Origin of the sequence: Saccharothrix tamanrassetensis (genome assembly GCF_014203665.1) — a bacterium.
GTDB lineage: Bacteria > Actinomycetota > Actinomycetes > Mycobacteriales > Pseudonocardiaceae > Actinosynnema > Actinosynnema tamanrassetense.
Genome location: NZ_JACHJN010000003.1, coordinates 733728 through 760163, shown reverse-complemented (window position 1 = coordinate 760163; position 26436 = coordinate 733728). Strand labels below are relative to the sequence as shown.

The following is a 26436-nucleotide window of genomic DNA, read 5'->3' as shown; positions in this document are numbered from 1 at the left end:
CCGGTATGGCATCTACGTTCGCGGTGCTGGCCGATCCGCACCGGCGGGAGATCCTCGACGTGCTGCGCGCGGGCGAACGGCCGGTCAACGACCTGGTCGACTGGCTGGCGCTGACCCAGCCGGCGGTGTCCAAGCACCTCAGGGTGCTGCGCGAAGCCGGCCTGGTGGAGGTGCGGCGGGACGCGCAGCGGCGCCTCTACCGGCTGCGGGCCGAGCCGCTGGCCGAAGTGGACGCCTGGCTCGCGCCCTACCGGCGGATGTGGGAGCGCAGCCTGGACGCCCTGGAGGAGCGACTGGACGGGATGGACGGATGAGCGGCGAACTGCGACGGGTCGACGGCAAGCCCGTGCTGCGCTTCGAGCGGCTGCTGCGGCACTCCCCCGCCAAGGTGTGGCGGGCGCTGACCGAGCCGGCGGAGCTCGAGCACTGGTTCCCGGCGAAGGTGGTGATCGACGGCAAGGCCATGCGGTTCGTCTTCCCGGACGCCACCAACGACGGAGAGGTGCTGGAGTCCGACCCGCCCAGGGTGTTCGCGTTCCGCTGGCACACCGACGTGCTGCGGTTCGAACTCCTCCCGCACGAGGACGGCTGCCTGCTGGTCTTCACGCACGTGCTGGACGTCGAGCACTCGGCGGGACGCACCGCGGCGGGCTGGGACTCGTGCCTCGCGGCGTTGCGGGCGCGGCTCGCCGACCGGCCGTTCGAGCCGTCCGACGACCGGCTGGGTCCGATGGAGCACTACGTGCGCCGGTTCGGCCTGGACGAGGGCCACGTCGACGGCCGCGAGGTGCGGTTCGTCCGGGACCTGGTGTGGAAGCCGCTGCAGGAGGTGTGGGAGCTGTTCACCGAGGGCGCGGACGGGGTGCCCGCCAGGGCGGCCAACCCGCACGTCCCGCCCGGACCGGTGACGCACGTGCGACCGCCCCGGCTGCTGGAGTTCGACTCGCCGACCGGCCGGGTGCGCTGGGAGTTCCGGCACGACCCCGACCAGGGCACCACCGTCGAACTCACGCACACCGTGCACGACCCGGCGTTCGCGCCGACCGCGCTGGCCGCGTGGCACGTGCACCTGGAACTGTTCTTCGCGGCCACCTTCGGCGAGATCCGGTGCCCGTGGCCGGAGGACCGGGTGGCCGAACTGGTGCGGCACTACGGCAACCGGGCGTCCAGCCGGGCGAGGTGGTCGCGACCGTAGGGGCCGTTCTCCAGGTCGTCGAACAGCACCGCGGGCAGGTCGGCGGCGACCTGCGGCGAGGTGGACGCGGCGGCCAGCGCGACGGTCGCGACGGTGTCCACGTCCCCGGTGAACGCGACGCAGGCGCGCAGGATCGCGCTCAGCGAGTCGTGGCCGGCCAGCGCGGTCAGCGCGGCCCGCACGCTCATCACGCCCTTCGAGCCGACCTTGCCCTCCCACGGCCGCGACCACACCGCCGACCCGAGCCGCTCGGCGAGCCACGGCCCGACCTCGGCGACCGGCCCGAGGGAGAACCGGCAGTAGTGCACGGCCAGCGCGGCGGCCGACGCGGACGCGATCCCGTCCGGGGTGTCGTGCGTGACGCGGGCCTGGACGGTGGCGTGGTGCAGCACCTCGTCCAAGGCCGGCAGCAGCCCGAGCGGTGCCGCGCGCATCGCCGCGCCGCTCTTGTCGCTGTCCGGCCGGATGCGGGCCAGGAAGTCCGCGCCCGTGCGCACCTCCTGGAGGAACTGCCGGAAGCCGCGCGCGTACCCGTCGCGCGGGTCGCGGTGGAACGCGTCCACGAACCGCTCGGCGATCGCCTCGGGCGTCCACGGGCCGCCGTCGACCAGCAGTTCGGCCAGCGCCAGGGTCATCTGGGTGTCGTCGGTGTACGCGCCGGGCGCGATGCCCCGGTGCGTGGGGTGTCGGACGTAGCCCCGCAGCGTGTTGTGGGCGGCGACGTGCCGGGGATCGGCGTACTCGAAGCCCGCGCCGTACGCGTCCCCGATCGCGAGTTCGACCAGCATGATCGGCATCATCGCGGTTCCCGGGGCGGTTGTCGCCCGACTTCCGCATTGAATCGAATGGCCGAACCGATACCGCCGAAGCGTTCGCGGCCATTCACCGGGAAAAGTCGGTCAACGAGGTAAATCCGCTGGTAGGGTCGGCAGAAGAGGGTGGTGAGCGCACCCTAACACGGGGCTATAAGCCGTTCGGTATATCCCTTTCGACCCAATTGAGTGGTACGACTTTTCGTGACCAAAGACACCCTGTGCGCGAGAAATCGCGTGTCTTTCGGAAACGAGGAACCTTGCGAATCACCAGGTTGATCCCTGCGCTCGCAGCCGCTCTGCTCTCGATGGTCGCCTTCGTCCCGTCCGCGTCGGCCGCGCCCGCGGCGGACGGCGGCGTGACGCCGTACATCATCGGCGGCGGCTACGCGTCGAACGCCCCCTGGGCGGCTCGGCTGTTCTCCAACGGCAGGCAGACGTGCAGCGCGACCATCATCGCCCCCACGTGGATCCTGACCGCGCGGCACTGCGTCAGCGGCGGCGGGTTGTCGTTCCGGATCGGCAGCCTCGACCAGACCTCCGGCGGCACCATGGCCAACGGCGTGCAGACCGTGAACCACTCGTCGGACCTCTCGCTGGTCAAGCTCGACCGCTCGGTGTCGGGCACCTACGCCCGGCTCGCCACCACCTCGCCCGGTGCGGGCACCTCCGTGCAGGTCTACGGCTGGGGCGCCACGTCCCGCTGCGGCTCGGAGATCAACTGCCAGTCGCAGCTGCTGAAGGTCGCGAACGTGACCGTGTCCGGCTCCTGCACCGACGCCTACGGCGGTAGCGCGATCTGCGCCCGTCGCGGCAACGGCATCACCGCCGGCGGCGACTCGGGCGGCCCGATGATGTCGGGCGGCCTCCAGATCGGCGTCGCGTCCACCAGTGACCGGCAGACCACCACCGCGTACACCAACGTGACCCGGTACCGCTCCTGGATCCAGTCCGTCGCCGGGGTCTGATCCCCGCACCCGGACAACCCGCCCGCGCGACCTCGAACGGCGAATCCCGGTCGCGCGGGCGGGTCCTTCCTCTTCGAGCGTCAGGTGCGGCGCCTGCGGCTCACCAGGCCGAGCAACGCCGTACCCACCGCCAGCAGCAGCACACTGATCAGGACCACCCAGCCGACGTTCGCGCCGGTCTGCGCCAGCAGGCCGCCTTGGTCGCTCTGGTCACCGCCCCCGTACGGGGTTGTGAACGGACCGATGCCCGAGGTCGCCGGACCCGCCGACGTGGTCGTCGGCCGAGTCGGGGTCGATCCGGACGTGGCCGAGCCCGACGTCGTGGTCGCCGTGGGGGCCGTCGTCGTGGTGGTCGGCGCGGTCGTCGTGGTCGTGGTCGGCTGAGTCGTCGTCGTGGTGGTCGGCGCGGTCGTAGTCGTGGTCGTTGTGGTGGTCGTTGTCGTGGTAGTCGTTGTCGTGGTGGTGGGGGTTGCGCAGCTCGGCAGGTCGCCGTTGAACGGGTAGGCGTGGAGCTCCTGGCCGTTGTTGGCGGGGCCGCCGTGGGTCAGCGAGCCGGCGGTGAAGAAGCGGCCGCTGGTGCCGGACACGGTGACCGTCGACATGCTCGCCCCGTTTCCCACCAGCACGCTGCCCTGGAACTGGGCGGTGCCGCCGATGGTCACGTCGGTCGCGTCCGGGAAGTTCCACAGCAAACGTTCGCGCAGCTTGTTGACCGGTCCGTCGTCGGTCAGCTCACCGGTGTAGGTGACGATCCTGCGCGCCGGTCCGGTCAGGTTGACCAGCACCGTCGCGCCCTCCGGGATGCCCTGGAACACGATGCCCTGCTGCGCCCCGTTCGCCTTGGCGAGGTCGAAGTCGACGTTGAACACCTGGAGCGGGGACTTCCCATCGCCGCTGAACAGCGTCTGTTCACCCTGGTTGACGGCCGTGCCGGTGGCCGCGGCGGTCTTGTAGCACTGGCTCGCCGTGGTCAGCTGCGGCGCCAGTCCCGCGTACGGCTCGAACGCGGCCGGGTCCGGTTTGTCGGTGCCGGTGATCTTGCCGGTCAGCGCGCCGGCGTGGTGCACGACGCCGCCCTCGGCGAGCAGGGTCTGCTGCGGCGCGATGGTCACGGAGCCGCCGGTGACCAGGAAGTCCGATCCCTCCGGCGGGGGCACCCGCGAGCCCACGCCGACGATGCCGATGTTGTAGACGGACGGCGTGGTGGCCTTGTTCTGGTCGAAGTTCCCGCCCACCACCACCCGGCCCTCGGCCTCCACCGCCGCGTAGCGGACCAGGTAGTCACGGCCGACGAAGATGTTGATCCCGTCGTCCCGCCCGGCGAAGTCCCCGTTGTTGACCGGCGGGAACTTGTCCGGGCACTGCGCGCCGACGCAGGGGCCGAGGCCGCCGGGCAGCGGGTCGGCGACGCCGATCCCCTGGAGTGCGGCAGCGGTGACCACTGCCGCCGCGCCGAGAACACCGAGCACGTGGGTGCGGGACATGCGCTCGATGCTCTGTGCGGCGATCGCGTCCCGCTCGCGGAAACGCCGTGGCCTAACCCGCCGGGGTAGCCAGAACCGCCCGACGGAGTGAAGCCGCACGTCACGGGCCCTCGCCCGCATCCCGCCGGGATCGACGACGTGATCGGGTCACCCGGCCTCGGCCGGCGGGTCGCCGAACTCCGCGCGCACCCCGAGCAGCCGCACGGCCCGCGTCACCTCGAACTTCGCCAGCGCCGCGAGCGCCCCGCGCCCGATCGCGTCCTCCTCACCGCTGGGCGAAGGCAGCGTCACGCTCCGGGTGTAGGTGAAGAACGGCACGAACCGCACCTTCACCGCGACCCGCACCGCCGGCCGCCCCTCCGCCCGCACGTCCTCCGCCACCCGCCGGGCCAGCACCAGCACCTGTTCCCGGATCTCCTCGATCGACGTCAGGTCCTGCTGGAACGTGGTCTCCCGCCCGCGCGACCGCGCCACCCAGGGCGTCGCGCTCACCGCCGTGTCCCCCGCGCCCAGCGCCAGCCGGTGGAAGTGCGGCCCGGTGGCGGGCCCGAACCGGGCGGCCAGGTCCGCCGGGTCGGACCGGGCCAGCTCGGCGACCGTGCGGATGCCCAGGTCGGCCAGCTTCGCCGAGGTCCGCCCGCCGATCCCCCACAGCGCGGTGACCGGCCGCCCGGCCATCACCTCCACCCAGTTGTCCGCGGTCAGCCGGTAGACGCCGGCGGGCTTGGCGAAGCCGGTGGCGAGCTTGGCGCGCAGCTTGTTGTCCCCGATCCCGACCGAGCACGACAAGCCGGTCTCCTCCCGCACCGCCGAGCGCACCAGCGCCGCCAACGCCTCCGGGTCGTCCGTCCGCGCGCCGAGGAACGCCTCGTCCCACCCGATGACCTCCACCACCACGGGCAGCCCCCGCAGCACGGTCATCACGTGCTCGGACACCGCCTCGTACGCGGGCGCGTCCGACGGCAGGAACACCGCGTCCGGGCAACGCCGGGCCGCCACGCGCAGCGGCATACCGGAGTGCACGCCGTACTCGCGGGCCTCGTAGGAAGCCGTCGCCACCACGGCGCGCTGCGTCGGGTCGCCGTTCCCGCCGACCACCACCGGCCTGCCCCGCAACCCGGGCCGGCGCGCGACCTCGACCGCCGCGATGAACTGGTCGAGGTCCACGTGCAGGACCCAGTCCTGTTCGGACACACGACCAGTATCACCGTGCCATGCTGCCTTCGTGACCCCGGAGGAACTCGCCCACCTGCGGCGGGCGCGCGACCTGATGGACCGGGAGTACGCCCGGCCGCTGGACGTGCCCATGATGGCGCGTGCCGCGCTCATGTCGCCCTCGCACTTCGCCCGGCAGTTCCGGACCGCCTACGGGGAGACGCCGTACAGCTACCTGATGACCCGCCGCATCGAACGCGCCAAGGCGCTGCTGCGGCGCGGCGACCTCAGCGTCACCGAGGTGTGCATGGCGGTCGGCTGCACCTCGCTCGGCTCGTTCAGCAGCCGGTTCTCCGAACTGGTCGGCGAGTCGCCGAGCGCCTACCGGGCCCGCGACCACTCGGCCACCGCACCGGTGCCCGCGTGCTGGGCCAAAACCGTCTCCCGACCGAGCAGATTTCGAGAAGCACCCTCCTGACCAGCGCGGATAGCTTGTCCCCATGACCATCAAGCTTTCCCACACGTTCATCCAGGTGCTCGACCAGGACGAGGCGCTGGCCTTCTACCGGGACGTCGTCGGCCTCGAATTGCGCACCGACGTGCCGTTCGACTCGTGGCGCTGGCTCAGCCTCAGCCCGCCGTCCCAGCCGGACGTCGAAATCGTGCTGTGCAACCCGATCATGGCCCGTTCGCCGGAGGACGCCGAGGTGGTCCGGGGCCTGGTGGCGAAGGGCGCGATGGACGGCGTGATCTTCCGGGTGGACGACCTGGACGCCACGTTCGAACGCATCCGCGCGACCGGCGCGGAGGTCGTCCAGGAGCCCATCGACCAGCCCTACGGCGTGCGGGACTGCGCGTTCCGCGATCCGTCCGGCAACCAGGTCAGGTTCGCCTCGCCCAAGGCCTGACGGGTGCGCGGGGGCGGCCGGCCGTGCCACGATCACGACTGTGGAAGAAGGCAGCCCCCGCGACCGCGACGACACCGGCCGAGCCCGCAACGCCCGCCCGCGCGACGGCCTGGGTCGTCCGCTGCCCTACGGCGTGCCGGGCGTGGAACGCCAGCCCGAGGGCGTGCCGCGCACTCCCGCCGAGTCGCTGGCCGAGGCGCAGCGGCTGCTGGACGACGGCAAGCCGTTCCACGCGCACGAGGTGCTGGAGGACGCGTGGAAGTCCGCGCCGGAGTCGGAGCGTGAGCTGTGGCGAGGCCTGGCGCAGTTGGCGGTGGGGCTGACGCACCTGGCGCGGGGCAACGCCAAGGGCGCGAAGTCGCTGTTGGGCCGGGGTGCGCGCAACATCGAGCCGTACCGGGACGCCCCTCCGCACGGCGTGGACGTGGCCGGGCTGGTGGCGTGGGCGGACACGGTCACCCCGGCGACGCCCCGGCTGACCGGGAAGTGATCCGCGGGCCGGTCGTGGAGCGGCTCCGCCGGTTCCGGGGTGCGCGAGTGCGCTGATCCACCCCTTCCGAATTGGGCCGAATGCCTGCTTGGGGGCCCTGGACGCGGGGTAAGGACAGGAGACCTACTCCCTAGGAGGCTCCTGTGTTGGCGATCATTGCCGCGGTCATTTTCGGGCTCGCCCTCCTGCTGGACCTCGCCAACGTGTCGCTGGGCACCGTCATCGACGGCGGCACGCTCCTCGTGGCCGGTCTGCTGTGCATGGCGCTGCACCTGGCGGGTGTCGGCGCGGGCGCACGGTCGTTGTCGTTCCGCCGCCGCCGGTAGCCGTTCGCGTCCCCCGCTCCGGTCCCTCGCGCAAGCCTGGTCCGAAGCGGGGGACGGCCGGTCCACACCGACAGCCGACTCGGATCTGACACAGGGATCCGACACCGAGGCCCGAAACAGACGCCGGGGCTAACGCGACGGGGACGCCACCAGGCACGCCACGCACGGCATCCCGTCCGTGTCCATCAGCAGCTCCGCGGCGTTCACCTCGATCCGCACCCCGCAGTAGGCGATCAACGCGGACGACGACCCGTCCGGCAGCGGCACCAGGTGGCAGCTGCGATCGCGCTCGCCCACCCGCTCCCCCCGTTTGCGGACGAGCAGGACAGGTTCGTCGGATCGACGGGTCACCGGTCGCATGTGCCCATCGTGCGGTCTTCCCACCCCTACCCGCACGACGAGTGCGGGAACGACTTGTCCACGATCACCCGTCCGGCAACCGGATGCCCGTTATGCTCCGCCGGTGATCAGGGTGCTGCGCGACTTCTCCACCGGCGTCGGGTTGTTGGCCAAGGGTTTCGGGCTGGTGTTCCGGTCGCCGAAGCTGTTGCTGATCGGCGCGATCCCGGCGCTCGTCACGACCGTGCTGCTGATCGGCAGCCTGGTCGCGCTGGGCGTGTGGATCGACGAGATCGCCGCCTGGGTCACGCCGTTCGCGGACGGCTGGAACGAGACCCTGCGCACCACCACCAGGTTCGCCGCCGGGGTGTCGATCATCGGCGCGTACCTGGCCGTGGGGCTGCTGCTGTTCTCCGCCATCACCTTGGTCATCGGCGGGCCGTTCTACGAGCACATCGCGGAGACCATCGAGGACGAGCAGCTCGGCGGCGTGCCCGAGGCGCAGCGGGTGAGCTGGGGCCGGTCGGCCGCGGTGGGCATCCGGGACGCGGTGCTGCTGGTGGGCCTGGCCGTGCTGTGCGCGATCCCGCTGTTCCTGGCCGGGTTCATCCCGGTGGTGGGGCAGACCGTCGTGCCGGTCATCGCGGTCTGCGTGAACGCCACGCTGCTCGGCATCGAGCTGACCGGCATCCCGTTCACCCGGCGCGGGCTCAAGCTGGACGTCCGCCGCCGCGTGCTGCGCAAGCGCCGTGCCGTGACGCTCGGCTTCGCCGTGCCCACCTACCTGCTGTGCCTGGTCCCGTTGGCGGCGCTGGTGGTCTTCCCGGCGGCGATGGCAGGCGGCACGGTCCTCGCGCACCGCCTGCTGCACGACGAGATCAGCTGAACGGCACCCACGCCTGCTGCGCCAGCCCGTCGATCCGGGTCACCTGCGCGCCCGCCGCCGACACCGTCCACAGGTCCTCGCCCACGACCAACGCCCGCCGCACACCGGGGTCGTGGTCCGGCGCGGACGTGTGCCGCACCGTCCCGAGCGACGTGAAGGTGTTGTCCCGCAAGCGGAGCACCAGTACCCCACCGGACGGCGGCGAGGTCGGCTTCTCCGCCGTCGGGTACGTCATCACCGGCACCACCAGCAGGTCGCGGGCGGGCCAGTACAGGAACGCGTGCGCGTCGTACTCGACCTCCGAGCTCGCACCGGGCACGTGGTGGTCGGCGATCCGGGTCGGCGCCGCCGCGTTCGCCACGTCGAACAGCGACACCTGGGTGCCCTGCGTGCGCCCCTGGTCGGTGGCCTCCTGGCCGACGCCGATCAGCTTCCCGTCACCCGCCGGGTGCAGGTACGCCGAGTACCCGTTGATCTTCAGCTCGCCGACCTTGCGCGGCTTCGCCGGGTCGGACAGGTCCAGGGTGTACAGCGGATCGGTCTGCCGGAACGTCACCACGTACCCCACCGGCCCGACGAACCGCACGCTGTAGATCCGCTCGCCGACGCCCAGCCCGTCGACCTTGCCGACCTCCACCAGCTTCGCGCCGTCCCGCTTGAGCACGGTGACCGCGCTCTGCGACGCGGGCGGCTGCTCGGGGACGCCCGGCGCGTCGAACGCGGTGGTCGCGACCCGCAGGTGGCCCCGGTGCTCGGACAGCGCGTACTGGTTCAGCGGCGACCCGGTCACCTGGCCGGACGCCACGTGCCTGGGCGGACCCGCCTGGGAGATGTCGAACTGGTGGATCGCCGTGGTGGTCGGCGGCGCCGGCATCCGGCGCACGTTCGGCACCAGGTGGTGGTCGTCGGCGATGTAGAGGGAGTTCTCCGTGCCGTAGACGGTGTCGCCGTCCGCGACGATCGACACCGCGTCACCCGTGCCCAGCTCGCCGGGGAAGTCGAAGGTCAGCACGGACAGCATGGACGTCGCCGAGTGCTGCCGCGGGTGGCTGACCCGGTCGCACGCCACCAGCGAGCCGGCCGTGCGCGACCCGTCCTCGCCGGTCAGCTCGTAGTGCGGCAGCCACGACTCGATGGGCGCGGTGGCGACGACCTCGCGGTTGCGGATCAGGGCCTCGGCCTCGGACACGCCGTCCGCCGGGTACACCCACGGCAGCCGGGGCCCGGAGTGGACGACCACGCGCACCACGTCGCCGATCTGCCGCGCGTCGAGGTACCGGCCGTCGACCTTGAGCGAACCGACGACCTTCGGCGCGCCCTTGAGGTCGACCAGGGTCAGCGTGGCCCCCTCGGGTGCGAAGTCACCGGGTACGAGACCGCGTTCCAGCATCATGCTCGACCCGGCGATGACCAGTGCGCGGTCCCCGTGCAGGAGGAGCTGGGAGGCGAACCCGGCGGGCAGGTCGAGCGTGCCGGTGAGCTCGCGCGACGCCACGTCCACCACCCGCAGCTTGCCGTCGGCGACCGTGACGACCCGCCGGCCGTCGGTCTTGACCAGGTCCGGCTCGTCGACCCCGGCCTCGTGCACGTTGGTCCCGGAGTGCTCCGGCGCGGCGCGGTCGGCGGACGGGGCGGCCTTCGGGGTGCCCGCCGTGGCCCGGCCGTTCTCCACCGTCAGGTAGCCCTGGTCGCCGAGCCCGTACACGCCGACGTGCGGGGCCACCGCCGCCCGCATCTCGGCCAGCGCGGCGTCACACGTGTCGTAGGCCACCAGCTCCACCGGCACGTTCCGCACCGGGGGCTGTTCGCGCACGTCGAACACCGTCGGCGCCGCGGAGGCCGCGCCCACCACCGCCACCAGGGCGGCCCCACCGAGCAGCGCCGCCCGCCTACCCCAGCTCCATCGCGTCATGTCCCCAGGACGGACCGGGGGGCGGGATGCGTTGCGCGGGGGTTCGGATCGCCGCCCCGGTAGGCCGATCGGTCGCTGCCCGGCGGACGTGATTGACTCGCCGACGGACTGATTCCGAAATCACTAGGAGATCGCTCATGACCAAGCCCGTGGTCGAACCGCACGACGGTCCGGCGCCTGCGGACCTGCTGGTCGAGGACATCACCGTCGGCGACGGCCCGGAGGCCGCACCCGGCCAACTGGTGCACGTGCACTACGTCGGCGTCTCGCACTCCACCGGCGAGCAGTTCGACGCCTCCTGGGACCGCGGCGAGGCGTTCAGCTTCCCGCTCGGCGGCGGTCGGGTCATCGCGGGCTGGGACCGCGGCGTCGCGGGCATGAAGGTCGGCGGCCGGCGCAAGCTGGTCATCCCGCCGCACCTGGGCTACGGCGACCGGGGCGCGGGCGGCGTGATCAAGCCCGGCGAGACGCTGGTCTTCGTGGTGGACCTGCTGGGCGTGAACTGAGCCCACCCCGTGCCCGGTTCCGGTCGTCGCTCCGCTCGACACACTCGCGAGCAGGCCGGAACCGGGCCGTTCACCGCCGGCCCTCGGGCACGGCGGCACCCGGGACGAAACGGCCGACGTGCTGTTCGACGAGGCCAAGAAGAACTTCCCGGCGCCGTCCCGGGAGGACACCCCGCCGCCGGCCGGCCGTGACTTCCGCTTGGGCATCGAGGACGACCACCGGCCACCGCCGCCCACCCGCCGTCCGTCCGCCGGACGACGACTTCGGTGGGCAGTCTTTCCTGCCGTGATCGGCGACACCCCGACGCCGACGTAGACCGACGAAACCCGGCCCGACCGACCGGCGGCGACATCACCGGGCAGTCGTCCAACCAACCACGGGTTCGTGGTGTGGCCGTTAAGATCAGCCACGCCATGTTGGGGGGAGCCGAAGGGGTGTTCGACGCATGAGCCAGCCAGCCACACCGCTGTCCGAGCAGGAGCAGCAGCAGCTCGTCCGGCTGATCGGGCGGGCCATGCTGCCGGCGCTCCCGCCGGGGTGGGCGAAGGTCCGGGCCGAGTACCGGGCGGCGGGCCGGCACATCGAGGTGGACCTGGCGTTCGCCGCGGCGGACGGGCAGTGGCGGCCGGTGCGCCCGCCGATGGACGTCGTGCAGCTGTTCGGGCAGCTGCGGACCGGAATGTACGCGGCGGACCGGGGCACGTGGCTCAGCGCGGTCTACGAGATCGAGGCCCCCAGCCAGTTCGCCGTCGACTTCAACGCCGAGGACGAGCCGCGCTGGCGCAACGCGCCGCCGGTGATCGGCTTCCAGGACGAGCTGCGCACGTTCCCCCGTGCCGACGACCGCATCCCGGACTGGCTGCGGCAACGCGTCGGCCTGCCGCCGCGGGTCGAGGTGGTGCCGCCGGGCGAGCTGCGCACCGCGCACGTGTACGACGGGCGGGACGAGGCGGGGCGGCCGGTGGTGAACCGGCAGACCGTCGACCCGCAGTTGCGGGAGGCGCTGCTGGCCTACCTGGAAGCGGCGCCGGTGGTGTTGGCCGCGCGGGACCTGGACGTGGACGAGTTCGCGCCGGGCGAGCAGGACGTGCCGCTGAACTTCCGCACCGACGGCACCTGGATCTGGGCCGGGGCGGTGCCGCACTACCTGCGCAAGCACGGCCTGCCGCCGGAGGCGGCGCTGGTCCGGCACATCGTGGACCGCGACTTCCGGGTGGCGGACGTGGACGACGCCACCAAGGACCGCGCGGTCGCCCTGATCACCGCTTCCTGAACCGCCTAGTCGGTCGACAAGGTCGTGGCGGGGACGGCACCGCGCCGAGCGGTCCACGCCAACCCCACCAGGACCGCCAGTCCGAACCACACGTAGGCGTTGCCGACGACCTGCTGCCACCACGCCCAGTCGCGTTCGACGTCGTTGTCGCGCGGGAACAGCCAGTGCGGCCCCACCGCGAAGATCGCGACGACGACCGCCACCACCACCCGGTGGCGGAGGTCCGTGCGGCGGATGGAGCCGAGCAGCACGAGCGCCGGCGCGATCCACACCCAGTGGTGCCCCCAGGACACCGGAGAGATCAACAGCCCGGCGACCGCGACCGCGAGGAACGCCGTCAGGTCGTCACCGGCACGCGAGAACCGCGCGGCGACGAACCACGCCAACCCCACGGCCACCAGGCTGAGCAGCACCCAGGCCACCAGCTGACCGCTGTCGGCCAGTCCGAGCCGGGCGAGCGTGCCGCGCAGCGACTGGTTGCTCGCGTAGGTCAACCGCCCGACCCGGGCGGGGTCCAGCAGCGCGTGCAGCCAGAACCGTTGCGCGTCGGCGGGCATCACCACGAACCCGACCACGCCGAACACCACGAACGACCCGACGGCCGTCAGCACCGGCCGCCACTCGCGCCGGGCCACCCAGAACAGCGCGAACACCGCGGGGGTCAGCTTGATCGCCGCCGCGAGCCCGATCAGCGCCCCGCGCGGCACCCAACGGCGCGGCAGCAGGCAGTCCACGATGATCAGCACACCGAGCACGAGGTTGATCTGCCCGAACCACAGCGTCTCCCGCATCGGGTCGAACACCGACACGACCGCGGCGACCCCGAGCCCCCACACCACCGCGCGCTGGTTCCACCCGTACACCCGGACGGCGGCCACCAGGCAGATGACGGACAGCGCCAGCACGTTCACCGTCGCGATGCCCACGATCGCCACCGGCAGCGGCACGAGCGCGACCAGCGCGAACAACAGCACGGCGATCGGCGGGTAGGTGAACGGCAGGTCGGGGCCACCGAGCGGCACGGCGAACCCGTCGACGTAGATCGGCAGGTCCCGCAACCACGCCGCCCCGCCGTTGCGGTAGACCCGCAGGTCCAAAGACCAGCCCAACGGCCGGAGCGCGACGTACACGACGTTGGCGACCATGACGAGCGACCAGAAGAGGACCACGCGTCGTCCACGCGAATCCAGCCGGATCGAGGACTCGGTTGCCGTCACCCTGGCCACTCACATCTCCCCTTGTCGCCACACCCGACCAGGTGCCACGGCATCGTAGCCGGCGGCGGACTGAGGCCGAGGTCACCATGCTCCACCTCGGCTGTTTACGTACAGTCGCGAAGTGTGCGCACACCGTCGAAGTCATGGGACATTCGGGGCATCTATGCGCACAAGGGCGCACGCACGGGATACCCTGTGCGAATGAGTCCCGCGCTGGAGGCGGTTTTGGCCAAGGCAGGCCTACAGGTCACCCCCGACGAGTTCCTGTCCCTCGTCGCGGACGCGGCCAAACGACTCGCCCCACCGCACCCCGACCCGGCCGGCTACTTCACGCCCGACCAGCAGGACGCCCTGACCGAGGTCGGCCTGGACCTGGGCCGGCACCGGGTGCTGGACGACCAGCCCCGGGCCCGGACCGTCGTCGCGCACGCGGTGCTCCGCGACTCGGCGATGACCGTCGCCGAAGCCGCTCGGCAACTGGGCGTCGACACCAGTCGGATCCGGCACCGGCTGGGCGTGGGCCGACTGGTCGGCTGGAAGGACCGGGGCTCCTGGCGGCTGCCCGCGTGGCAGTTCGCCGGCAACGGCGTGCTGCCGGGCCTGGAGACCGTGCTGGCCGCCGTGCCGACCGACCAGCCGGCGCTGGTCGTGGCCGGCTTCATGACCACCGAGCAGCAGGACCTGCTGGTGGAAGGCACGCGCATGTCGCCACGCGACTGGCTGCTGGCCGGCGGCGACCCGCGCCGCGTGGCCGACCTGGCCACCCAACTGGGCACGCCGGCCTAACCTTCACCGACAGGATCCGAATGTCACGGCTTCCCCAGCCGCCCGCTCCTGCCGTGTTGCAGGCGAACCTGCGCCGGACCGAGGACGTGGTGGCGGTGCACCGGGCGACCCGCCTGGTCCGCATCTTCACCGCCAAGGGCCTGCACCCCCAACGCTGGAACAGCTTCCGCTACACCGGCCCGCTCCCGCACGCCCGGTTCGACACCCAACCCCCGACCCCCGACGGCTCCCCCGCCCACGCCCAGGACCAAGGCGTCCTGTACTTCGGGCTGACCGTCCGCACCAGCATCGCCGAGGTCTTCCAGGCGACCTCGGTGGTGGACCGCCGCACCCGGAGCCCTTTCCTGGTGGTGCTCCGCCCCAGGCGAACCCTGCGCCTGCTCGACCTGGCGGGCCTCTGGCCGACCCGCGTCGGCGCTTCGCAGGAGATCAGCGCCGGCCCCAAGCACCTGACCCAGCAGTGGGCGCGGGCCATCCGGGCCGCCTACCCCGAACTGGACGGCCTCTGGTACCGCTCCTCCATGGATTCGGGCGCCCCCGCGGTCTGCCTCTGGGATCCACCCGGCGGCTCCGGCCTGCCTCCCGCCCCCGACGTCCTGCTCCCCCTCGAACACCCGGGCCTGGACCTACCTTTAGCCAGGGTCTGCGAGGAACTGAACTACACCCTCCTCGGCTGACCCCCACCACCAAGCGCTTGCACACCCTCGCCCTCCCCCCTTGCCCTGCGCGCCCGCACAGACTTCCGGCCTCGTGTTCTCCCCGTATGGCCTGCCCGCAGGGCTACCGCGCTTGTCAGGGGAGTGCAAGCACGCTTTTCGCTTGCACTCCCCTGACAAGGGTGGTCGTCTTTGACAGGCCATGCGGGGAGAACACGACCGCCCTTCCGTTTTTCCTCCCCGGAGGTCTGCCAAGCGGCGAGCGTCGCTTTTGGTTTTTAGTCTGAGAACCAACAGCGATCGGAATCCAAGTCGCTGACCGATCCCGCTGAAAAGAAGAAGAGCGTCCTCGCCGGACGGGCAGACCACCAAGGATGAGGGCAAAGCTCTTCGAGCTTTGCGGGCGTGGTGCTGTGTGTCATCCCCGTACGGCCTGGTCAAAAGACAACCATGCTTGTCTTGGGGGTGCAAGCGGTGAAGCGTGCTTGCATCCCCAAGACAAGCATGGGTGGGGTCAAGTGGTCATGGCGACGTGTGGGCGTTGACCAGGTCGTTGTAGACCTCGATCGGCTTGCGCCAGTCGAGGGTCTGGCGGGGGCGTCCGTTCAATTCGGCGGCGACTTTGTCGAGGTCGGCTTGGGTGTGGATGGAGAGGTCGGTGCCTTTGGGGAAGTACTGGCGGAGCAGGCCGTTGGTGTTTTCGTTGCTGCCGCGTTGCCAGGGGCTGTGGGGGTCGCAGAAGTAGACCGGGATGCCGGTGCGGATGGTGAAGTAGGCATGTCGGGCCATTTCGCGGCCCTGGTCCCAGGTGACGCTCTTGCGCAGGAATTCCGGGAGGGTCTCCATCTTGCGGGCGAGGAGTGTGGCGACGCGTTGGGCGTTGCGGTCGTGCGGGATGCGGACGAGCATGACGAAGCGGGTGGTGCGTTCGACCAGGGTGGCGATCTGGGAGGCGTTGCCGCGTCCGATGATCAGGTCGCCTTCCCAGAAGCCCGGAACTGCGCGGTCGTCGGCGGCTTTCGGCCGGTCGCTGATGTGGACCATGTCCTTGATGTACTGGCGGGCGGCGGCCGGCCGGGTGCGGTCCATCCGCTGGACACGGCCCTGGCGCAGCGCGAGCTTGAGTTGGGTGCGCAGCTCGCCGCGGGCCTGGAGGTAGAGGCTCTGGTAGATCGTCTCGTGCGACACGCGCATCTCCGGGTCGTCCGGGTGGTCCAGGCGCAGCCGCCGGCCGATCTGCCGCGGCGACCATTTCCGGGCGAGTCCGGCGTTCACCGCGTCGTGCAACCGCGCCGACGACTCCAGTTTACGGAGCCTGGGCCGTCGGCGGTGGTCGGCGGCCCGGCACTGCGCCCGCACCGCCCGATAGGCGAGGCGGCCTCCATTCGTGGCGATCTCCCGCGCCACCGTCGAATGATGCCGACCGAGAAGCGCACCGAGGAAACGCGTCGAACAGCGCAGGTTCCGGCTCAGCTCCCGGGAGACGACCTCCCGCTCCTCGAACGACAACAACGGGCCACCGGCCATACGACAACCCCACTACTCGACGGGCAAGATCAAATCTGCTGTCGCCATGACCGTATGACACCGCCATGGTTCGCTGCGCGCAGGCCGTACGGGGATGACACACAGCAAGGCAGGGGTGTGCGCTGCGCGCGGCTTGGGGTGTGGTGTTGTGCGGCTTTGGGATGGGTGCGCAGCGGCGAGCGCAGAAGGTGTCGAGTCAGCTTCGACTGACGGCTATTCGTTTTCGTGGAGCGGAGAGGAATCGGCCGTAGCGGACTTCGGGCAGTTCCTGGTCTCCCAGTTCGTACCGGTGCACGAGACCGTCGTGACGCCAGCCGTGGGCCTCGTAGAACTCACGGCTCTTGGTGTTGTCCTGGAAGACCCACAGCACGGCGTAGCGGAAACCCTGGGCCACGAGGTGTTTCACGCCGGCCTCGTGCACCTTGTGGCCGGCCCCGGTCCCGCGATAGCGGGGATCGGCATAGATGGCCACCATCTCACCGGTTTGCAGATCCGGGTGGGCGTCCTTCTCCTCACGGACCGCGTCGACCGCGCAATAGGCACCGATGCGGCCGGACTCCTCCACGGCGACGAAGACGCCGCTGGGCGCGGGCAGCTTCAGCACCCGTGCCCACGCCGGCAGTCGGCTCTCCGGCAGCATCCGGTCCAGTACCGGGTCGTCGACGATGCCACGGTACGAGTGCTGCCAGGCCTCGACGTTGATCCTGGCGATCTCCGGCGCGTCGTCGGGGCGTCCGGCTCGCACGGTCCACTGCATTCCGTGAGCGTGCCGCAAGGCCAGTCCGGCTCGCTAGCTTTCCACCAACTCGCCTCGGGGCGCGCCGGGGCACACGTAGCCCGCGTAGCTGGCTCCTTTGACGGAGAACCGGGTCGGCCGGAAGCGGGACGGGTCGAGCTCGTGGAACCTGGTTCGCACCACGTCGTCGAAGAGGCGTTCCGAGATCACCAGGACGAGGTCGCCCTCGCCGAGCGCCAGCGCCTTGCGCACGACCTTCGAGTCGAGCAGGCGGCACGTCACGATCGGCGCGTGGCCCACCAGGCCGAACTGGCCGGCGGTGAGGGTGCCGCAGTGCATGGCCAGCCTCATCCGCAGCGGGGTGCCCGCCGCCCGGAGGTCCCGGAGCGCACGGGCCACCTCTTCGGTGAAGTGCGCGAGCACCGACGCCGTGTCCGCGTCGGCGGGCAGCACGGCCAGCTCCCCGTCACCGCGCACCTGGCGGTACCACTGGGAACGGTCCAGTCCGGCGTTGTGGGCGGCTACGTCCAGCACCTCGCCCAGTCTCGACTGCACCAGGGACTGGTCCAGCGCGTCGAGCTTGCTGTAGCCCTCGACGTCCACGGCGACCACGAGCCGGTAGACCAGTCCGTCGAGCGGTGTCACGGTATCCAGCTTCACCAGCACAGCATGTCCCCCGGGACTCCGGGGAAGTAGCGGTATCACCGGGTTTCCGACCAGTCGTACGCGATACTGCTCAACACCCCGCGATCCACGATCGTGATCGTCCGGTACCCCATCCGTATGACGCCACGGTCCCGCAGCGACCGGAGTTCCTTGCGCGCGGTGTCCTCCTCCGCGCCCACCAGCGCGCCCAGTTCCCGTTGTGTCAGGCCCAGATCCAGCGTCACGCCCTCCGGCACGGCACGCCCGTAGCCGTCCGCCAGTTCGTCCAGGACCCGCGCCAGGCGCACGAACGCCGGGTAGCCGTTGAAGTCGATCCGCCGCTTGTCCGCCCACCGCAGCGTCTGCATGATCATCCGGGTCAACGACGGCCCGGCGTCGGGGAACCGGCCGAGGTACTGCCGGAACTGCCCGGACGAGATCACCCGGACCTGCGCGTCACCGCACACGGTGACCGTCGCCGAGCGCGGTTCGCCGCTCAGCGCCGCCATCTCGCCGACCACGTCACCGCCGACCTTGATGCTGAGCAGCGCGACCCTGCCGTTGTCCAGCGTCACGGTCGCCTTCACCACCGCCCGCACCAGCAGCACCACGTGGTCGGAGCGCTCGGACTCGCGCAGCATCACGTCGCCGCGCCGGTACACCTTGGGCACGCCCAGGCCCAGCAACGCGGTCTGGCTCGCGGGCGACAGCATGTCCAGGAAAGTCCCCGCCGGCCACGTCCCGGCCCGGGGTGGTGGGATCGCGCTCATGCTCGACCTCCTCGCAGGCGACAAGTGTGCCGCGAAACGAGGAGGCCGATCAGGGATTCCGCCGCATTCCGGCCGATTCAGCCCGGCGCCGACCGTTCCGCACCGCCGCCCCGGAAGACGTGCCCCGAAGACGTGCCCCGAAGAGGTGACCCGGAGAGGTGACCCGGAGAGGTGCCCCGGAGAGGTGCCCGGGGACGGGTGGCCGGGACAGGTCCTCAGGACAGGTGCCGGCCCCACCACTGCACGACCGCGTCGAACCGCTGCTTGCGGTGCCGGGGCTTGCCGGACCGGGTCAGCTCGTGCCCCTCGCCGGGGAACAGCAGCATCTCCGCCTCGACCCCGTTGCGCCGCAACGCGACGAACATCCGCTGCGCCTGCTCCAGCGGGCACCGCCAGTCGTGCTCGGAGTGCACGACCATGAACGGGATGGAGACCTTCTCCGCGTAGGTCAACGGGGACATGGCCTTCTGCGCCTCCGGGCTCGGCCCGCAGTACGCGTCGGTGAAGAACCAGCCGATGTCGGACGACCCGGAGAACGAGTCCCACGCGTTGACCGCGCGCTCGCTCCACGCCGCCCGGAACCGCTCGCCGTGGTGCGCGGCCAGCCACGACGTCATGAACCCGCCGTACGAGCCACCCATCACGCCGACCCGGTCGGCGTCCAGGTCCGGCCGCTCCAGCGCCACGTCGAGCACCGACAGCACGTCGTCCACGTCCACGGTGCCGAACCCGCCGATCACGGACTGCCCGTGCGCCTGCCCGTACCCCGCCGACCCGCGCGGGTTGGGCAGCACCACGGCGTACCCGGCGCCCGCGTACACCTGGGCTTCGTCGAAGAACCCCCAACCGTGGTACATGAACGGCCCGCCGTGCACCGCCAGCACCACCGGGTGCGGCCCCTCGCCCTCGGGCAGCACCAGCCAGCCGTGCACCGGGTAGCCGTCCGACGCCGACCCGGTCAGCTCGATCGCCGGCCGCAACGGCACGGTGGAACCGAACGACGTCAACACCTCCCCGCCGACGCGCACGACCTCGCCCGTGTTGTCCGACCGCGCGACGACCGCCACGACCGTGTCGCCGTCCGCCGCGAACGACTTCACCTCGGCGCGTTCACCGGCCATCAGTTCCAGCGACGACAGCGGCAGCTCGGACCCGTCCACGGGCACGCGCCGCAACTCCACCGCACCCCGGTTGCGCACTGCCACCAGCACGCCGTCGCCGACCGGGACCGGTGCGCCCGCGGCCTTCTCGCAGTCGACGCTCTCCATCTCGGTGACCCGGGTCGGCGCGCCGCCGGAGTACCGCCACAGGCTCATGTTGCGCGCGATGCTGTGCACACCGTTGGACTCGGTCGCGTAGAACACGATGCCGCCGTCGGGCAGGGCCACCGGGTACGCGGCCAACCCGTGCGTCTGCACCAGCAACCGGGGCTCGCCGCCGTCCACGGACACCGTGTAGAGGTCCTTGTGCAGCGTCTCCACCACACCGAGCTCGCGGTCGGCGACGAACAGCAGCGCCGTCCCGTCGGCCGTCCACGCCGGGTCGGCCACGTCGAACGTGCCGTCGGTCAGCTCGACCGGTTCAGCGGCGGCGTCGGCGATGTCGACCACGAACAGCCTGGGGTGGCGGTCCGCGGTGAACCCGATGTCGTCCAGCCGGTAGTCCAGCCGCTGGATGTGCCGGGGCGCTTCGGTGTCCGGCGTCGGCGCGTCCTCGCCGTCGGCCGGTGCCACCCCGTACCGCCCGGCCTCGGGCACGCGCGAGGTGAACGCGATGCGCCGGGAGTCCGGCGACCACACCGGCACGCCCGCACCCAGCTTGAGGTCCGTGACCCGACGCGCGTCGCCGCCCGCCGCGGGCATCAGGTGGAGCTGCGGGGCCTGGCCCCGCTCGCCGACGCGGAGGAACGCGACCCACTGCCCGTCCGGCGAGATCCGGGGGGTGAGGTCGCGTTCCGCCCACGTCCAGCGCCGTGCGCCGCCGCCGTCCAGGGGCACGGCGTACAGCCCGCCCCGGTAGGCGTTCGCGGCGACGTCCGGCGTGGAGACGTTCACCAGGACCAGGTCCCCCCGCACCGACACGGAGCCGGGCAGGGTCAGCGACTGCAAGTCATCGGGGCGCACGAAGGAGCACGCTACCGCACAAGTCCTTAGCAAGGCTCACGAGATTTTGACGCTCACAGTTTCGTCGGCCGACGACTCCGCGTGCCCGCCCGGCCACCGCCGGGCCGGCGTCACTTGCCGACCGGCTTGACCGACTCCGGGTCGCGCCTGACCTTGATCAGCGACGCGACCGTGGTGATCGCCAGGACACCCACGATCACCGACAGCGACAGCTCGATCCCGATCACCGGCACCGGCAGCGGCTCGCCGTCGTTGAGGAACCACAGCGAGTTCGAGTGCAGCGCCTCCAGGATCAGCTTCACGCCGATGAAGCCGAGGATCACCGACAGCCCGATGGACAGGTAGACCAGCTTGTTCAGCAGGCCGCCGAGCAGGAAGTACAGCTGCCGCAGGCCCATCAGCGCGAACGCGTTGGCCGCGAAGACCAGGAACGGCTCCTTGGTCAGGCCGAAGATCGCCGGGATGGAGTCCAGCGCGAACAGCAGGTCGGTGGTGCCGATGGCGACGATGACGATGAACATCGGCGTGGCGAACCGCTTGCCGTCGATCTTCAGGAACGACTTGGCGCCGTGGTACTCGTCGGTCACCGGGAACACCTTGCGCACGATGCGCAGCGCCGCGTTCTCCTTGTACTCCTCTTCCTCCTCCTCGTGGTCGGTCCGCGCCAGCTTGTAGCCGGTGTAGATGAGGAACGCCCCGAAGATGTAGAAGACCCAGCTGAACTTCGCGATGACCGCCGCGCCGACGGCGATGAAGATGCCGCGCATCACCAGCGCCATCAGGATGCCGATCAGCAGCACCTTGTGCTGGTGGATCGCGGGCACCTTGAAGGTGGTCATGATGATCAGGAAGATGAACAGGTTGTCGACGCTGAGCGAGTACTCGGTGATGTACCCGGCGAAGTACTCACCCGCGTACGTGCCGCCGGAGAAGTACCAGATGCCCAGGCCGAACACGATCGCCACCGCGACGTAGAAGGTGACCCACCGCCCGGCTTCACCGAGGCTCACCTCGTGCGGTTTGCGGTCGACGATGAAAAGGTCGATCGCAAGCAGGGCCAACAGACCTGCGATCGTCGCGATCCACAACCACGCGGGAACAGCCATCGAAACACCTCCGGTACATCGCGCGCACGCCAATGACCGGAGGTCTCCTCCGTCGGCTCTGGGAACCGACCGGCGGCACCGGGACCCCGACGCTGGGCTCCGTGCTGACGACACCGCCGCTCAGGGAGTACTCCCCTCCACGCTGGCCACAGTCTCACGCATGATTGCGGTCCAGCGCCAGCCGGGGTGATCAGACCCACCCGGCCGGGGGCACCGCCGGCTGAGAACAGGAGGCCCGCGTCACCCCGTGTTCTCAGCAAACCCGGCCTCCGCGCCGAACTCCGCCTAAGGTCAACAAGGTGGCCCTCTCCTCCCGCTTCCGCGGCAGGTGGTCGCTCCCCGCGCTGGTCGTGCTGGTCGCCCTGGTGGGCGCCGTCGTGGTCTGGGCGCGGCAGGGCGACGACCCGCCCCCGGTGACCAAGCGCGACGCGGTGATCGACGTCCCGGAGAGCCCGGACAGCGACCGGGCGATCCAACTCGACACCACGCTCTACCTGCCCGAACGCACTCCCGCACCGGCCGTCCTGCTGCCCCACGGCTTCGGCGGCAGCAAGGACAGCGTGGCCACCCAGGCGACCGAGCTGGCCCAGCGCGGGTTCGTCGTGCTGGCCTACTCGGCGCGCGGCTTCGGCCGCAGCTCCGGCCAGATCGCGCTGAACTCGCTGGACCACGAGGTCCGCGACGCGCAGAAGCTGCTGGACTGGCTGGCCACCCGCGAGGAGGTGCGCACCGACGCGGCGGGCGACCCGCGGGTCGGCGTGACCGGCGGGTCCTACGGCGGCGCCCTGGCGCTGTCGCTCGCGGGCGTGGACCGCCGGGTGGACACCATCGCGCCGGTCATCACGTTCAACGACCTGGGTCAGGCGCTGCTGCCGAACGCCGCCCGCACGGACCCGGTGGACACCACCTCGCCGTCGCCGGGCGCGTTCGCCGAGGACGGCGTGTTCAAGCGGTCCTGGGCGGGCATCTTCTTCTCCGCCGGGCTGTCCGGCGGCGACCTGGCCGGTCCCGGCCAGGAGGCGCAGGAGCCGGGCCAGGACAACGACGGCCAGGCGCTGAACGACGCGTCGGCGGCCAACACCGCGCCCCAGCAGCAGGGTGCGCCGCGCCCGTCCGGCCCGGTCAACGGCGCGTGCGGCCGGTTCCAGGCCGACGTGTGCGCCGCGTACACCGACGTCGCGACCACCGGCCAGGCGAGCGCGCGCACCCTGGAGGTGCTGCGCCGCTCCTCGCCCGCGACGGTGACCAACCGGATCACCCAGCCGACGATGATCGTGCAGGGCGAGCAGGACACCCTGTTCGGCCTGGACCAGGCCGACGCCAACGCCCGCCAGATCGCCGCGAACGGCGCGAAGGTCAAGGTGGTCTGGTACTCCGGCGGCCACGACGGCGGGTCGCCCGGCCCGGACCTGCGCGGGAGGATCGCCGACTGGATGGCGTTCCACCTGGACGGCAAGGGCAGCGATCCGGGGGTCGGCTTCGAGTACACCGTGGTCGGCGCGTTCCGCAGCAGCGGGTCGCCGTCGCTGCGCAACGTGATCGCACCGCACTACCCCGGGCTGCCCGGCGGCGACCCGGTCGAGCGCCGGGCCGTCGCACTGGCCGACCGCGAGCAGACGGTGGTCAACCCGGCGGGCGGCAACCCGGCGGCGGTGAGCAGCCTGCCCGGCCTCGGCTCGGCCCTGTCCCGGTCCAGTTCGATCTCGTCGCGGCTGTCGATCGACCTGCCGGGCCAGGCCGCGGTGTTCGCCAGCGAGCCGTTCACCTCGCAGGTGCTGCTGACCGGCGCGTCCACCGCACGGCTGAGGGTGGCGGCGGTGCCCGGCCAGCCGGTGCCCGCCGAGGGCGCGGTGCTGTTCGCCAAGCTCTACGACGCGGACGCCAACGGCGTGCGCACGCTGCCCGGCTCGGCGGTCGCGCCGATCCGCATCCGGAACCTGCCCGCCGACGGCACACCGGTCGACGTGACGGTGACGCTGCCCGGCGCGGTGCGCCCGGTGGAGAGCGACCACCGGCTGCAGCTCGTGGTGTCCACCACCGACCAGGCGTACGCGAACGCCGCGCAGCCCACCGCGTACCGGATCTCGCTGGCCTCGCCGGACCTGTCGGTGCCGGTCGTGGCGGGCGTGAACGCCACCAGCGACGTGCCGACCGAGGCGTTGTGGGGCATCGCGATCGTGCTGATCGTGTGCCTGATCGCGGCGGTGGTGGCGTGGTTCCGCCGCCGGCTGGCCGCCGACGTCGACCCGGACCTGGCCGGCGTGCCGCTGGTGATCTCCGGCCTGACCAAGTCCTACCCCGGCGGGCTGACCGCGGTGAAGGACCTGTCGTTCCGGGTGGAGCACGGCCAGGTGCTGGGTCTGCTCGGGCCCAACGGCGCGGGCAAGACCACCACGCTGCGGATGCTGATGGGCCTGATCACGCCGTCCGAGGGCGAGATCCGGGTGTTCGGCCACCGGATCAGCTCCGGCGCGCCCGTGCTGTCCCGCATCGGTTCGTTCGTGGAGGGCTCGGGCTTCCTGCCGCACCTGTCCGGCCACGCGAACCTGCGGCTGTACTGGGCGGCGACCGGCCGCCCGGCGGAGCAGGCGCACTTCGACGAGGCGCTGGAGATCGCGGGCCTGGGCGACGCGGTGCACCGCCGGGTGCGCACGTACAGCCAGGGCATGCGGCAGCGGCTGGCGATCGCGCAGGCCATGCTCGGCCTGCCGGACCTGCTGGTGCTCGACGAGCCGACCAACGGGCTCGACCCGCCCCAGATCCACCAGATGCGCGAGGTCCTGCGGCGCTACGCGGCGGCCGGGCGCACCGTGCTGGTGTCCTCGCACCTGCTCGCCGAGGTCGAGCAGACGTGCAGCCACGTCGTGGTGATGCACAAGGGCACCCTGGTCGCGGCCGGTCCGGTGGAGGAGATCGCGACGGGCAGCGGCGAGGCCAGCTTCCGGGTCGACCAGCCCGAGGAGGCGGCCACCGTGCTGCGCGGGCTGGTCGGCGTGCACGGCGTGGCGGTGGACGGCGAGCAGGTGCACGCCAGCCTCAACGGCACCCCGCGCGCCGAGGCGTTGCAGGCGTTGGTGAAGGCCGGGGTGGCGGTGGACCAGGCCGGTCCGCGCCGCCGACTGGAAGACGCGTTCCTGGAGTTGGTGGGCGAATGAAGACCTCAGGTGCGGGTGCCCACGACACGGGCGGCGTGCACACCGATCCGTCGGCGATCTCCGACCTGACCGACGCGGCCGCGCACGAGAACTCGTCGGTCGCGCCGGACGGCTCGAAGGTCGGCTACCGGGCGGGGCGGACGCTGCCGATCCGGGTGGAGCTGGCCCGGCAGCTGCGCCGCCGGCGGACCCAGCTGGTGCTGGGCTTCCTGGTGCTGCTGCCGTTCATCCTGGTGGTGGCGTTCGAGCTGGGGCAGGCGTCGCCGAACCGGCGGTCCGGCGGGTTCGTCGACCTGGCCACGGCCAGCGGCGTGAACTTCGTGATCCTCACGCTGTTCGTGAGCGGGAGCTTCCTGCTGCCGATGATCGTGGCGCTGTTCTTCGGCGACACCATCGCCTCCGAGGCGTCCTGGTCGAGCTTGAAGTACTTGCTGGCGGCACCTGTCCCGCGGCACCGGCTGCTGCGCAAGAAGGCGCTGGCGTCCGGGCTGCTGTCGGTGTTCGCGCTGGTCCTGCTGCCCGCCGTGGCGCTGTTGGTGGGTGTGATCTGGTACGGGGCGGGCGAGGCGGTCAGCCCGACCGGTGAGGCGGCGTCGTTCGGCTCCGGCGTGTACGGCGTGGCGCTGGCGGTCTGCTACATCTCCGTCCACCTGTTCTGGGTGGCGGGGCTCGCGCTGTACCTGTCGGTGTCCACGGACGCGCCGCTGGGCGCGGTCGGCGGTGCGGTGCTGGCGTCGATCCTGTCGCAGATCCTGGACCAGATCACCGCGCTGGAGGACCTGCGGGACTACCTGCCCACGCACTACGCGCTGGCGTGGGCGGACCTGCTGTCGTCCGACGTGGACTGGTCGCAGATGGCCCGCGGGACGTTCTCGGCACTGGCCTACGGCGCGTTCTTCACGCTCCTCGCGGCCCGCAAGTTCGCCCGCAAGGACATCACCAGCTGAGGACCGGCCCACCGGGAGCGCTTGCCGCTCCCGGTGGGCCACCAGGTTCCCGGTCGTGGATCTCGGACACCTCCCGGCACGCGAGCGACTTCGCGGGCCGGGAGGTGTCCGTCGCTCCGGAGGTCAGGGCCGGGGTTTCTTCGACTTCGGCAACTTGGCGACGACCGCGTCATAGGACCGGTCGAGCAGCTCCCGCACGTCGTCGGCGGGCACGCCACCGCCCAACTGCACCCGGTTCCACCCGTAGCGGCCGATGTAGGCGCTGACCGTGATGTCGTCCGGGAAGCGGTCACGCCACTCGGCCGCTTCCTCGGCGTTCACCCCGCACTTCACGCCGACCGCCTGCCCGGACAGCCCGATGAACGCGAACGCCTTCCCGCCCACCTTGCACACCAGCTCCTCGTCACCCCACGGATAGCTCTCCTCCGCCCCGGCCTTGGCCAGGCAGTACGCGATCACCTCGTCGAGCGTCATAGCCGCACACGCTAAACCGGCACACCGACAAAACCCGGC

27 protein-coding genes are annotated in these 26436 nt (G+C 71.5%); 14 read left to right on the top strand and 13 right to left on the bottom strand.

Annotated elements, in window-relative coordinates; genetic code table 11:
- Nucleotides 1–5: 5 nt before the first annotated feature.
- Together FHS29_RS12715 and FHS29_RS12710 are read left to right on the top strand one after the other, a co-directional pair.
- The gene (locus FHS29_RS12715) at nt 6–314 is read left to right on the top strand and encodes an ArsR/SmtB family transcription factor (protein ID WP_184690775.1); all 309 of its coding nucleotides are present in this window, start codon (nt 6–8) and stop codon (nt 312–314) included.
- Nucleotides 311–1195: an SRPBCC family protein gene (locus tag FHS29_RS12710; protein ID WP_184690774.1), complete on the top strand. Its 885-nt coding sequence runs from the start codon at nt 311–313 to the stop codon at nt 1193–1195. Before FHS29_RS12715 ends, FHS29_RS12710 begins: the two co-directional genes overlap by 4 nt.
- On the opposite strand, the gene FHS29_RS12705 is transcribed toward FHS29_RS12710, so the two are convergent.
- Nucleotides 1150–1983, bottom strand: coding sequence for an ADP-ribosylglycohydrolase family protein (locus FHS29_RS12705; RefSeq protein WP_184690773.1), 834 nt, complete (start codon nt 1981–1983; stop codon nt 1150–1152). The two genes, FHS29_RS12710 and FHS29_RS12705, sit on opposite strands and share 46 nt — an antisense overlap.
- Before the next feature lie 332 nt (nt 1984–2315).
- Here FHS29_RS12705 and FHS29_RS12700 point away from each other — a divergent pair, with 332 nt between their 5' ends.
- A complete protein-coding gene (locus FHS29_RS12700) occupies nt 2316–2975 on the top strand; it encodes a S1 family peptidase (RefSeq protein WP_221455954.1) in 660 nt (219 codons plus the stop codon).
- 80 nt (nt 2976–3055) lie between these two features.
- Here the strand turns inward: FHS29_RS12700 and FHS29_RS12695 are convergent, their stop codons facing one another.
- The gene (locus FHS29_RS12695; RefSeq protein ID WP_184690771.1) at nt 3056–4459 is read right to left on the bottom strand and encodes a choice-of-anchor A family protein; all 1404 of its coding nucleotides are present in this window, start codon (nt 4457–4459) and stop codon (nt 3056–3058) included.
- Nucleotides 4460–4606: 147 nt separating this feature from the next.
- Complete coding sequence (locus FHS29_RS12690) at nt 4607–5653, bottom strand: DNA polymerase IV (protein WP_184690770.1); 1047 nt, start codon at nt 5651–5653, stop codon at nt 4607–4609.
- A 31-nt stretch (nt 5654–5684) separates the two neighbouring features.
- Here FHS29_RS12690 and FHS29_RS12685 point away from each other — a divergent pair, with 31 nt between their 5' ends.
- The 4 genes from FHS29_RS12685 (at nt 5685) to FHS29_RS12670 (ending at nt 7338) form a co-directional block, all read left to right on the top strand.
- The gene (locus FHS29_RS12685; RefSeq protein WP_184690769.1) at nt 5685–6092 is read left to right on the top strand and encodes a helix-turn-helix transcriptional regulator; all 408 of its coding nucleotides are present in this window, start codon (nt 5685–5687) and stop codon (nt 6090–6092) included.
- 22 nt (nt 6093–6114) lie between these two features.
- A complete protein-coding gene (locus FHS29_RS12680) occupies nt 6115–6522 on the top strand; it encodes a VOC family protein (RefSeq protein WP_184690768.1) in 408 nt (135 codons plus the stop codon).
- A 40-nt stretch (nt 6523–6562) separates the two neighbouring features.
- A complete protein-coding gene (locus FHS29_RS12675; protein WP_184690767.1) occupies nt 6563–7012 on the top strand; it encodes a DUF309 domain-containing protein in 450 nt (149 codons plus the stop codon).
- 143 nt (nt 7013–7155) lie between these two features.
- A complete protein-coding gene (locus FHS29_RS12670) occupies nt 7156–7338 on the top strand; it encodes a hypothetical protein (RefSeq protein WP_184690766.1) in 183 nt (60 codons plus the stop codon).
- Between the two features lie 129 nt (nt 7339–7467).
- Here the strand turns inward: FHS29_RS12670 and FHS29_RS12665 are convergent, their stop codons facing one another.
- Nucleotides 7468–7698 (bottom strand): hypothetical protein, encoded by a 231-nt coding sequence (locus FHS29_RS12665; RefSeq protein WP_184690765.1) that lies wholly within the window; start codon nt 7696–7698, stop codon nt 7468–7470.
- 112 nt (nt 7699–7810) lie between these two features.
- Here FHS29_RS12665 and FHS29_RS12660 point away from each other — a divergent pair, with 112 nt between their 5' ends.
- On the top strand, nt 7811–8563 hold the full coding sequence (locus FHS29_RS12660) for an EI24 domain-containing protein (protein WP_184690885.1): 753 nt from the start codon (nt 7811–7813) through the stop codon (nt 8561–8563).
- On the opposite strand, the gene FHS29_RS12655 is transcribed toward FHS29_RS12660, so the two are convergent.
- Nucleotides 8556–10475, bottom strand: coding sequence for a beta-propeller domain-containing protein (locus tag FHS29_RS12655; RefSeq protein ID WP_184690764.1), 1920 nt, complete (start codon nt 10473–10475; stop codon nt 8556–8558). The two genes, FHS29_RS12660 and FHS29_RS12655, sit on opposite strands and share 8 nt — an antisense overlap.
- Before the next feature lie 137 nt (nt 10476–10612).
- Between FHS29_RS12655 and FHS29_RS12650 the strand changes: the two genes are divergently transcribed.
- Complete coding sequence (locus FHS29_RS12650; RefSeq protein ID WP_184690763.1) at nt 10613–10981, top strand: FKBP-type peptidyl-prolyl cis-trans isomerase; 369 nt, start codon at nt 10613–10615, stop codon at nt 10979–10981.
- Nucleotides 10982–11427: 446 nt separating this feature from the next.
- On the top strand, nt 11428–12255 hold the full coding sequence (locus FHS29_RS12645; RefSeq protein ID WP_184690762.1) for a hypothetical protein: 828 nt from the start codon (nt 11428–11430) through the stop codon (nt 12253–12255).
- A 5-nt stretch (nt 12256–12260) separates the two neighbouring features.
- On the opposite strand, the gene FHS29_RS12640 is transcribed toward FHS29_RS12645, so the two are convergent.
- Nucleotides 12261–13424, bottom strand: coding sequence for a glycosyltransferase 87 family protein (locus tag FHS29_RS12640; protein ID WP_184690761.1), 1164 nt, complete (start codon nt 13422–13424; stop codon nt 12261–12263).
- 249 nt (nt 13425–13673) lie between these two features.
- Between FHS29_RS12640 and FHS29_RS12635 the strand changes: the two genes are divergently transcribed.
- Nucleotides 13674–14258, top strand: coding sequence for a DNA-binding protein (locus FHS29_RS12635; RefSeq protein ID WP_184690760.1), 585 nt, complete (start codon nt 13674–13676; stop codon nt 14256–14258).
- 20 nt (nt 14259–14278) lie between these two features.
- On the top strand, nt 14279–14935 hold the full coding sequence (locus tag FHS29_RS12630; protein ID WP_184690759.1) for an RES family NAD+ phosphorylase: 657 nt from the start codon (nt 14279–14281) through the stop codon (nt 14933–14935).
- 501 nt (nt 14936–15436) lie between these two features.
- On the opposite strand, the gene FHS29_RS12625 is transcribed toward FHS29_RS12630, so the two are convergent.
- The 6 genes from FHS29_RS12625 to FHS29_RS12600 form a co-directional block, all read right to left on the bottom strand.
- Complete coding sequence (locus FHS29_RS12625) at nt 15437–16441, bottom strand: IS30 family transposase (protein WP_184690758.1); 1005 nt, start codon at nt 16439–16441, stop codon at nt 15437–15439.
- 196 nt (nt 16442–16637) lie between these two features.
- A complete protein-coding gene (locus FHS29_RS12620; RefSeq protein WP_184690757.1) occupies nt 16638–17198 on the bottom strand; it encodes a GNAT family N-acetyltransferase in 561 nt (186 codons plus the stop codon).
- A gap of 33 nt (nt 17199–17231) precedes the next feature.
- Complete coding sequence (locus FHS29_RS12615) at nt 17232–17837, bottom strand: nucleotidyl cyclase domain-containing protein (RefSeq protein WP_312864886.1); 606 nt, start codon at nt 17835–17837, stop codon at nt 17232–17234.
- Nucleotides 17838–17878: 41 nt separating this feature from the next.
- On the bottom strand, nt 17879–18592 hold the full coding sequence (locus FHS29_RS12610) for a Crp/Fnr family transcriptional regulator (RefSeq protein WP_184690755.1): 714 nt from the start codon (nt 18590–18592) through the stop codon (nt 17879–17881).
- A gap of 215 nt (nt 18593–18807) precedes the next feature.
- Entirely contained in the window at nt 18808–20715 is a 1908-nt protein-coding gene (locus tag FHS29_RS12605) for a S9 family peptidase (RefSeq protein ID WP_184690754.1), read from the bottom strand.
- 110 nt (nt 20716–20825) lie between these two features.
- Nucleotides 20826–21821, bottom strand: a complete 996-nt coding sequence (locus FHS29_RS12600) for a TerC family protein (RefSeq protein WP_184690753.1) — start codon at nt 21819–21821, stop codon at nt 20826–20828.
- 299 nt (nt 21822–22120) lie between these two features.
- On the opposite strand from FHS29_RS12600, the gene FHS29_RS12595 reads away from it, so the two are divergent.
- A complete protein-coding gene (locus tag FHS29_RS12595; protein WP_184690752.1) occupies nt 22121–24976 on the top strand; it encodes an alpha/beta fold hydrolase in 2856 nt (951 codons plus the stop codon).
- The gene (locus FHS29_RS12590) at nt 24973–25923 is read left to right on the top strand and encodes a DUF2705 family protein (RefSeq protein ID WP_184690751.1); all 951 of its coding nucleotides are present in this window, start codon (nt 24973–24975) and stop codon (nt 25921–25923) included. The genes FHS29_RS12595 and FHS29_RS12590 overlap by 4 nt, the downstream gene beginning before the upstream one ends.
- 123 nt (nt 25924–26046) lie before the next feature.
- On the opposite strand, the gene FHS29_RS12585 is transcribed toward FHS29_RS12590, so the two are convergent.
- Nucleotides 26047–26397: an MmcQ/YjbR family DNA-binding protein gene (locus FHS29_RS12585; protein ID WP_184690750.1), complete on the bottom strand. Its 351-nt coding sequence runs from the start codon at nt 26395–26397 to the stop codon at nt 26047–26049.
- Between the last annotated feature and the right edge of the window lie 39 nt (nt 26398–26436).

Bases quoted from the DNA above. Each gene is read 5' to 3' on its own strand.
- FHS29_RS12715 (WP_184690775.1), top strand. From the start codon at position 6: ATGGCATCTACGTTCGCGGTGCTGGCCGATCCGCACCGGCGGGAGATC.
- FHS29_RS12710 (WP_184690774.1), top strand. From the start codon at position 311: ATGAGCGGCGAACTGCGACGGGTCGACGGCAAGCCCGTGCTGCGCTTC.
- FHS29_RS12705 (WP_184690773.1), bottom strand. From the start codon at position 1,983: ATGCTGGTCGAACTCGCGATCGGGGACGCGTACGGCGCGGGCTTCGAG.
- FHS29_RS12700 (WP_221455954.1), top strand. From the start codon at position 2,316: ATGGTCGCCTTCGTCCCGTCCGCGTCGGCCGCGCCCGCGGCGGACGGC.
- FHS29_RS12695 (WP_184690771.1), bottom strand. From the start codon at position 4,459: ATGTCCCGCACCCACGTGCTCGGTGTTCTCGGCGCGGCGGCAGTGGTC.
- FHS29_RS12680 (WP_184690768.1), top strand. From the start codon at position 6,115: ATGACCATCAAGCTTTCCCACACGTTCATCCAGGTGCTCGACCAGGAC.
- FHS29_RS12665 (WP_184690765.1), bottom strand. From the start codon at position 7,698: ATGCGACCGGTGACCCGTCGATCCGACGAACCTGTCCTGCTCGTCCGC.
- FHS29_RS12655 (WP_184690764.1), bottom strand. From the start codon at position 10,475: ATGACGCGATGGAGCTGGGGTAGGCGGGCGGCGCTGCTCGGTGGGGCC.
- FHS29_RS12650 (WP_184690763.1), top strand. From the start codon at position 10,613: ATGACCAAGCCCGTGGTCGAACCGCACGACGGTCCGGCGCCTGCGGAC.
- FHS29_RS12645 (WP_184690762.1), top strand. From the start codon at position 11,428: ATGAGCCAGCCAGCCACACCGCTGTCCGAGCAGGAGCAGCAGCAGCTC.
- FHS29_RS12635 (WP_184690760.1), top strand. From the start codon at position 13,674: ATGAGTCCCGCGCTGGAGGCGGTTTTGGCCAAGGCAGGCCTACAGGTC.
- FHS29_RS12630 (WP_184690759.1), top strand. From the start codon at position 14,279: ATGTCACGGCTTCCCCAGCCGCCCGCTCCTGCCGTGTTGCAGGCGAAC.
- FHS29_RS12625 (WP_184690758.1), bottom strand. From the start codon at position 16,441: ATGGCCGGTGGCCCGTTGTTGTCGTTCGAGGAGCGGGAGGTCGTCTCC.
- FHS29_RS12620 (WP_184690757.1), bottom strand. From the start codon at position 17,198: ATGCAGTGGACCGTGCGAGCCGGACGCCCCGACGACGCGCCGGAGATC.
- FHS29_RS12610 (WP_184690755.1), bottom strand. From the start codon at position 18,592: ATGAGCGCGATCCCACCACCCCGGGCCGGGACGTGGCCGGCGGGGACT.
- FHS29_RS12600 (WP_184690753.1), bottom strand. From the start codon at position 21,821: ATGGCTGTTCCCGCGTGGTTGTGGATCGCGACGATCGCAGGTCTGTTG.
- FHS29_RS12590 (WP_184690751.1), top strand. From the start codon at position 24,973: ATGAAGACCTCAGGTGCGGGTGCCCACGACACGGGCGGCGTGCACACC.
- FHS29_RS12585 (WP_184690750.1), bottom strand. From the start codon at position 26,397: ATGACGCTCGACGAGGTGATCGCGTACTGCCTGGCCAAGGCCGGGGCG.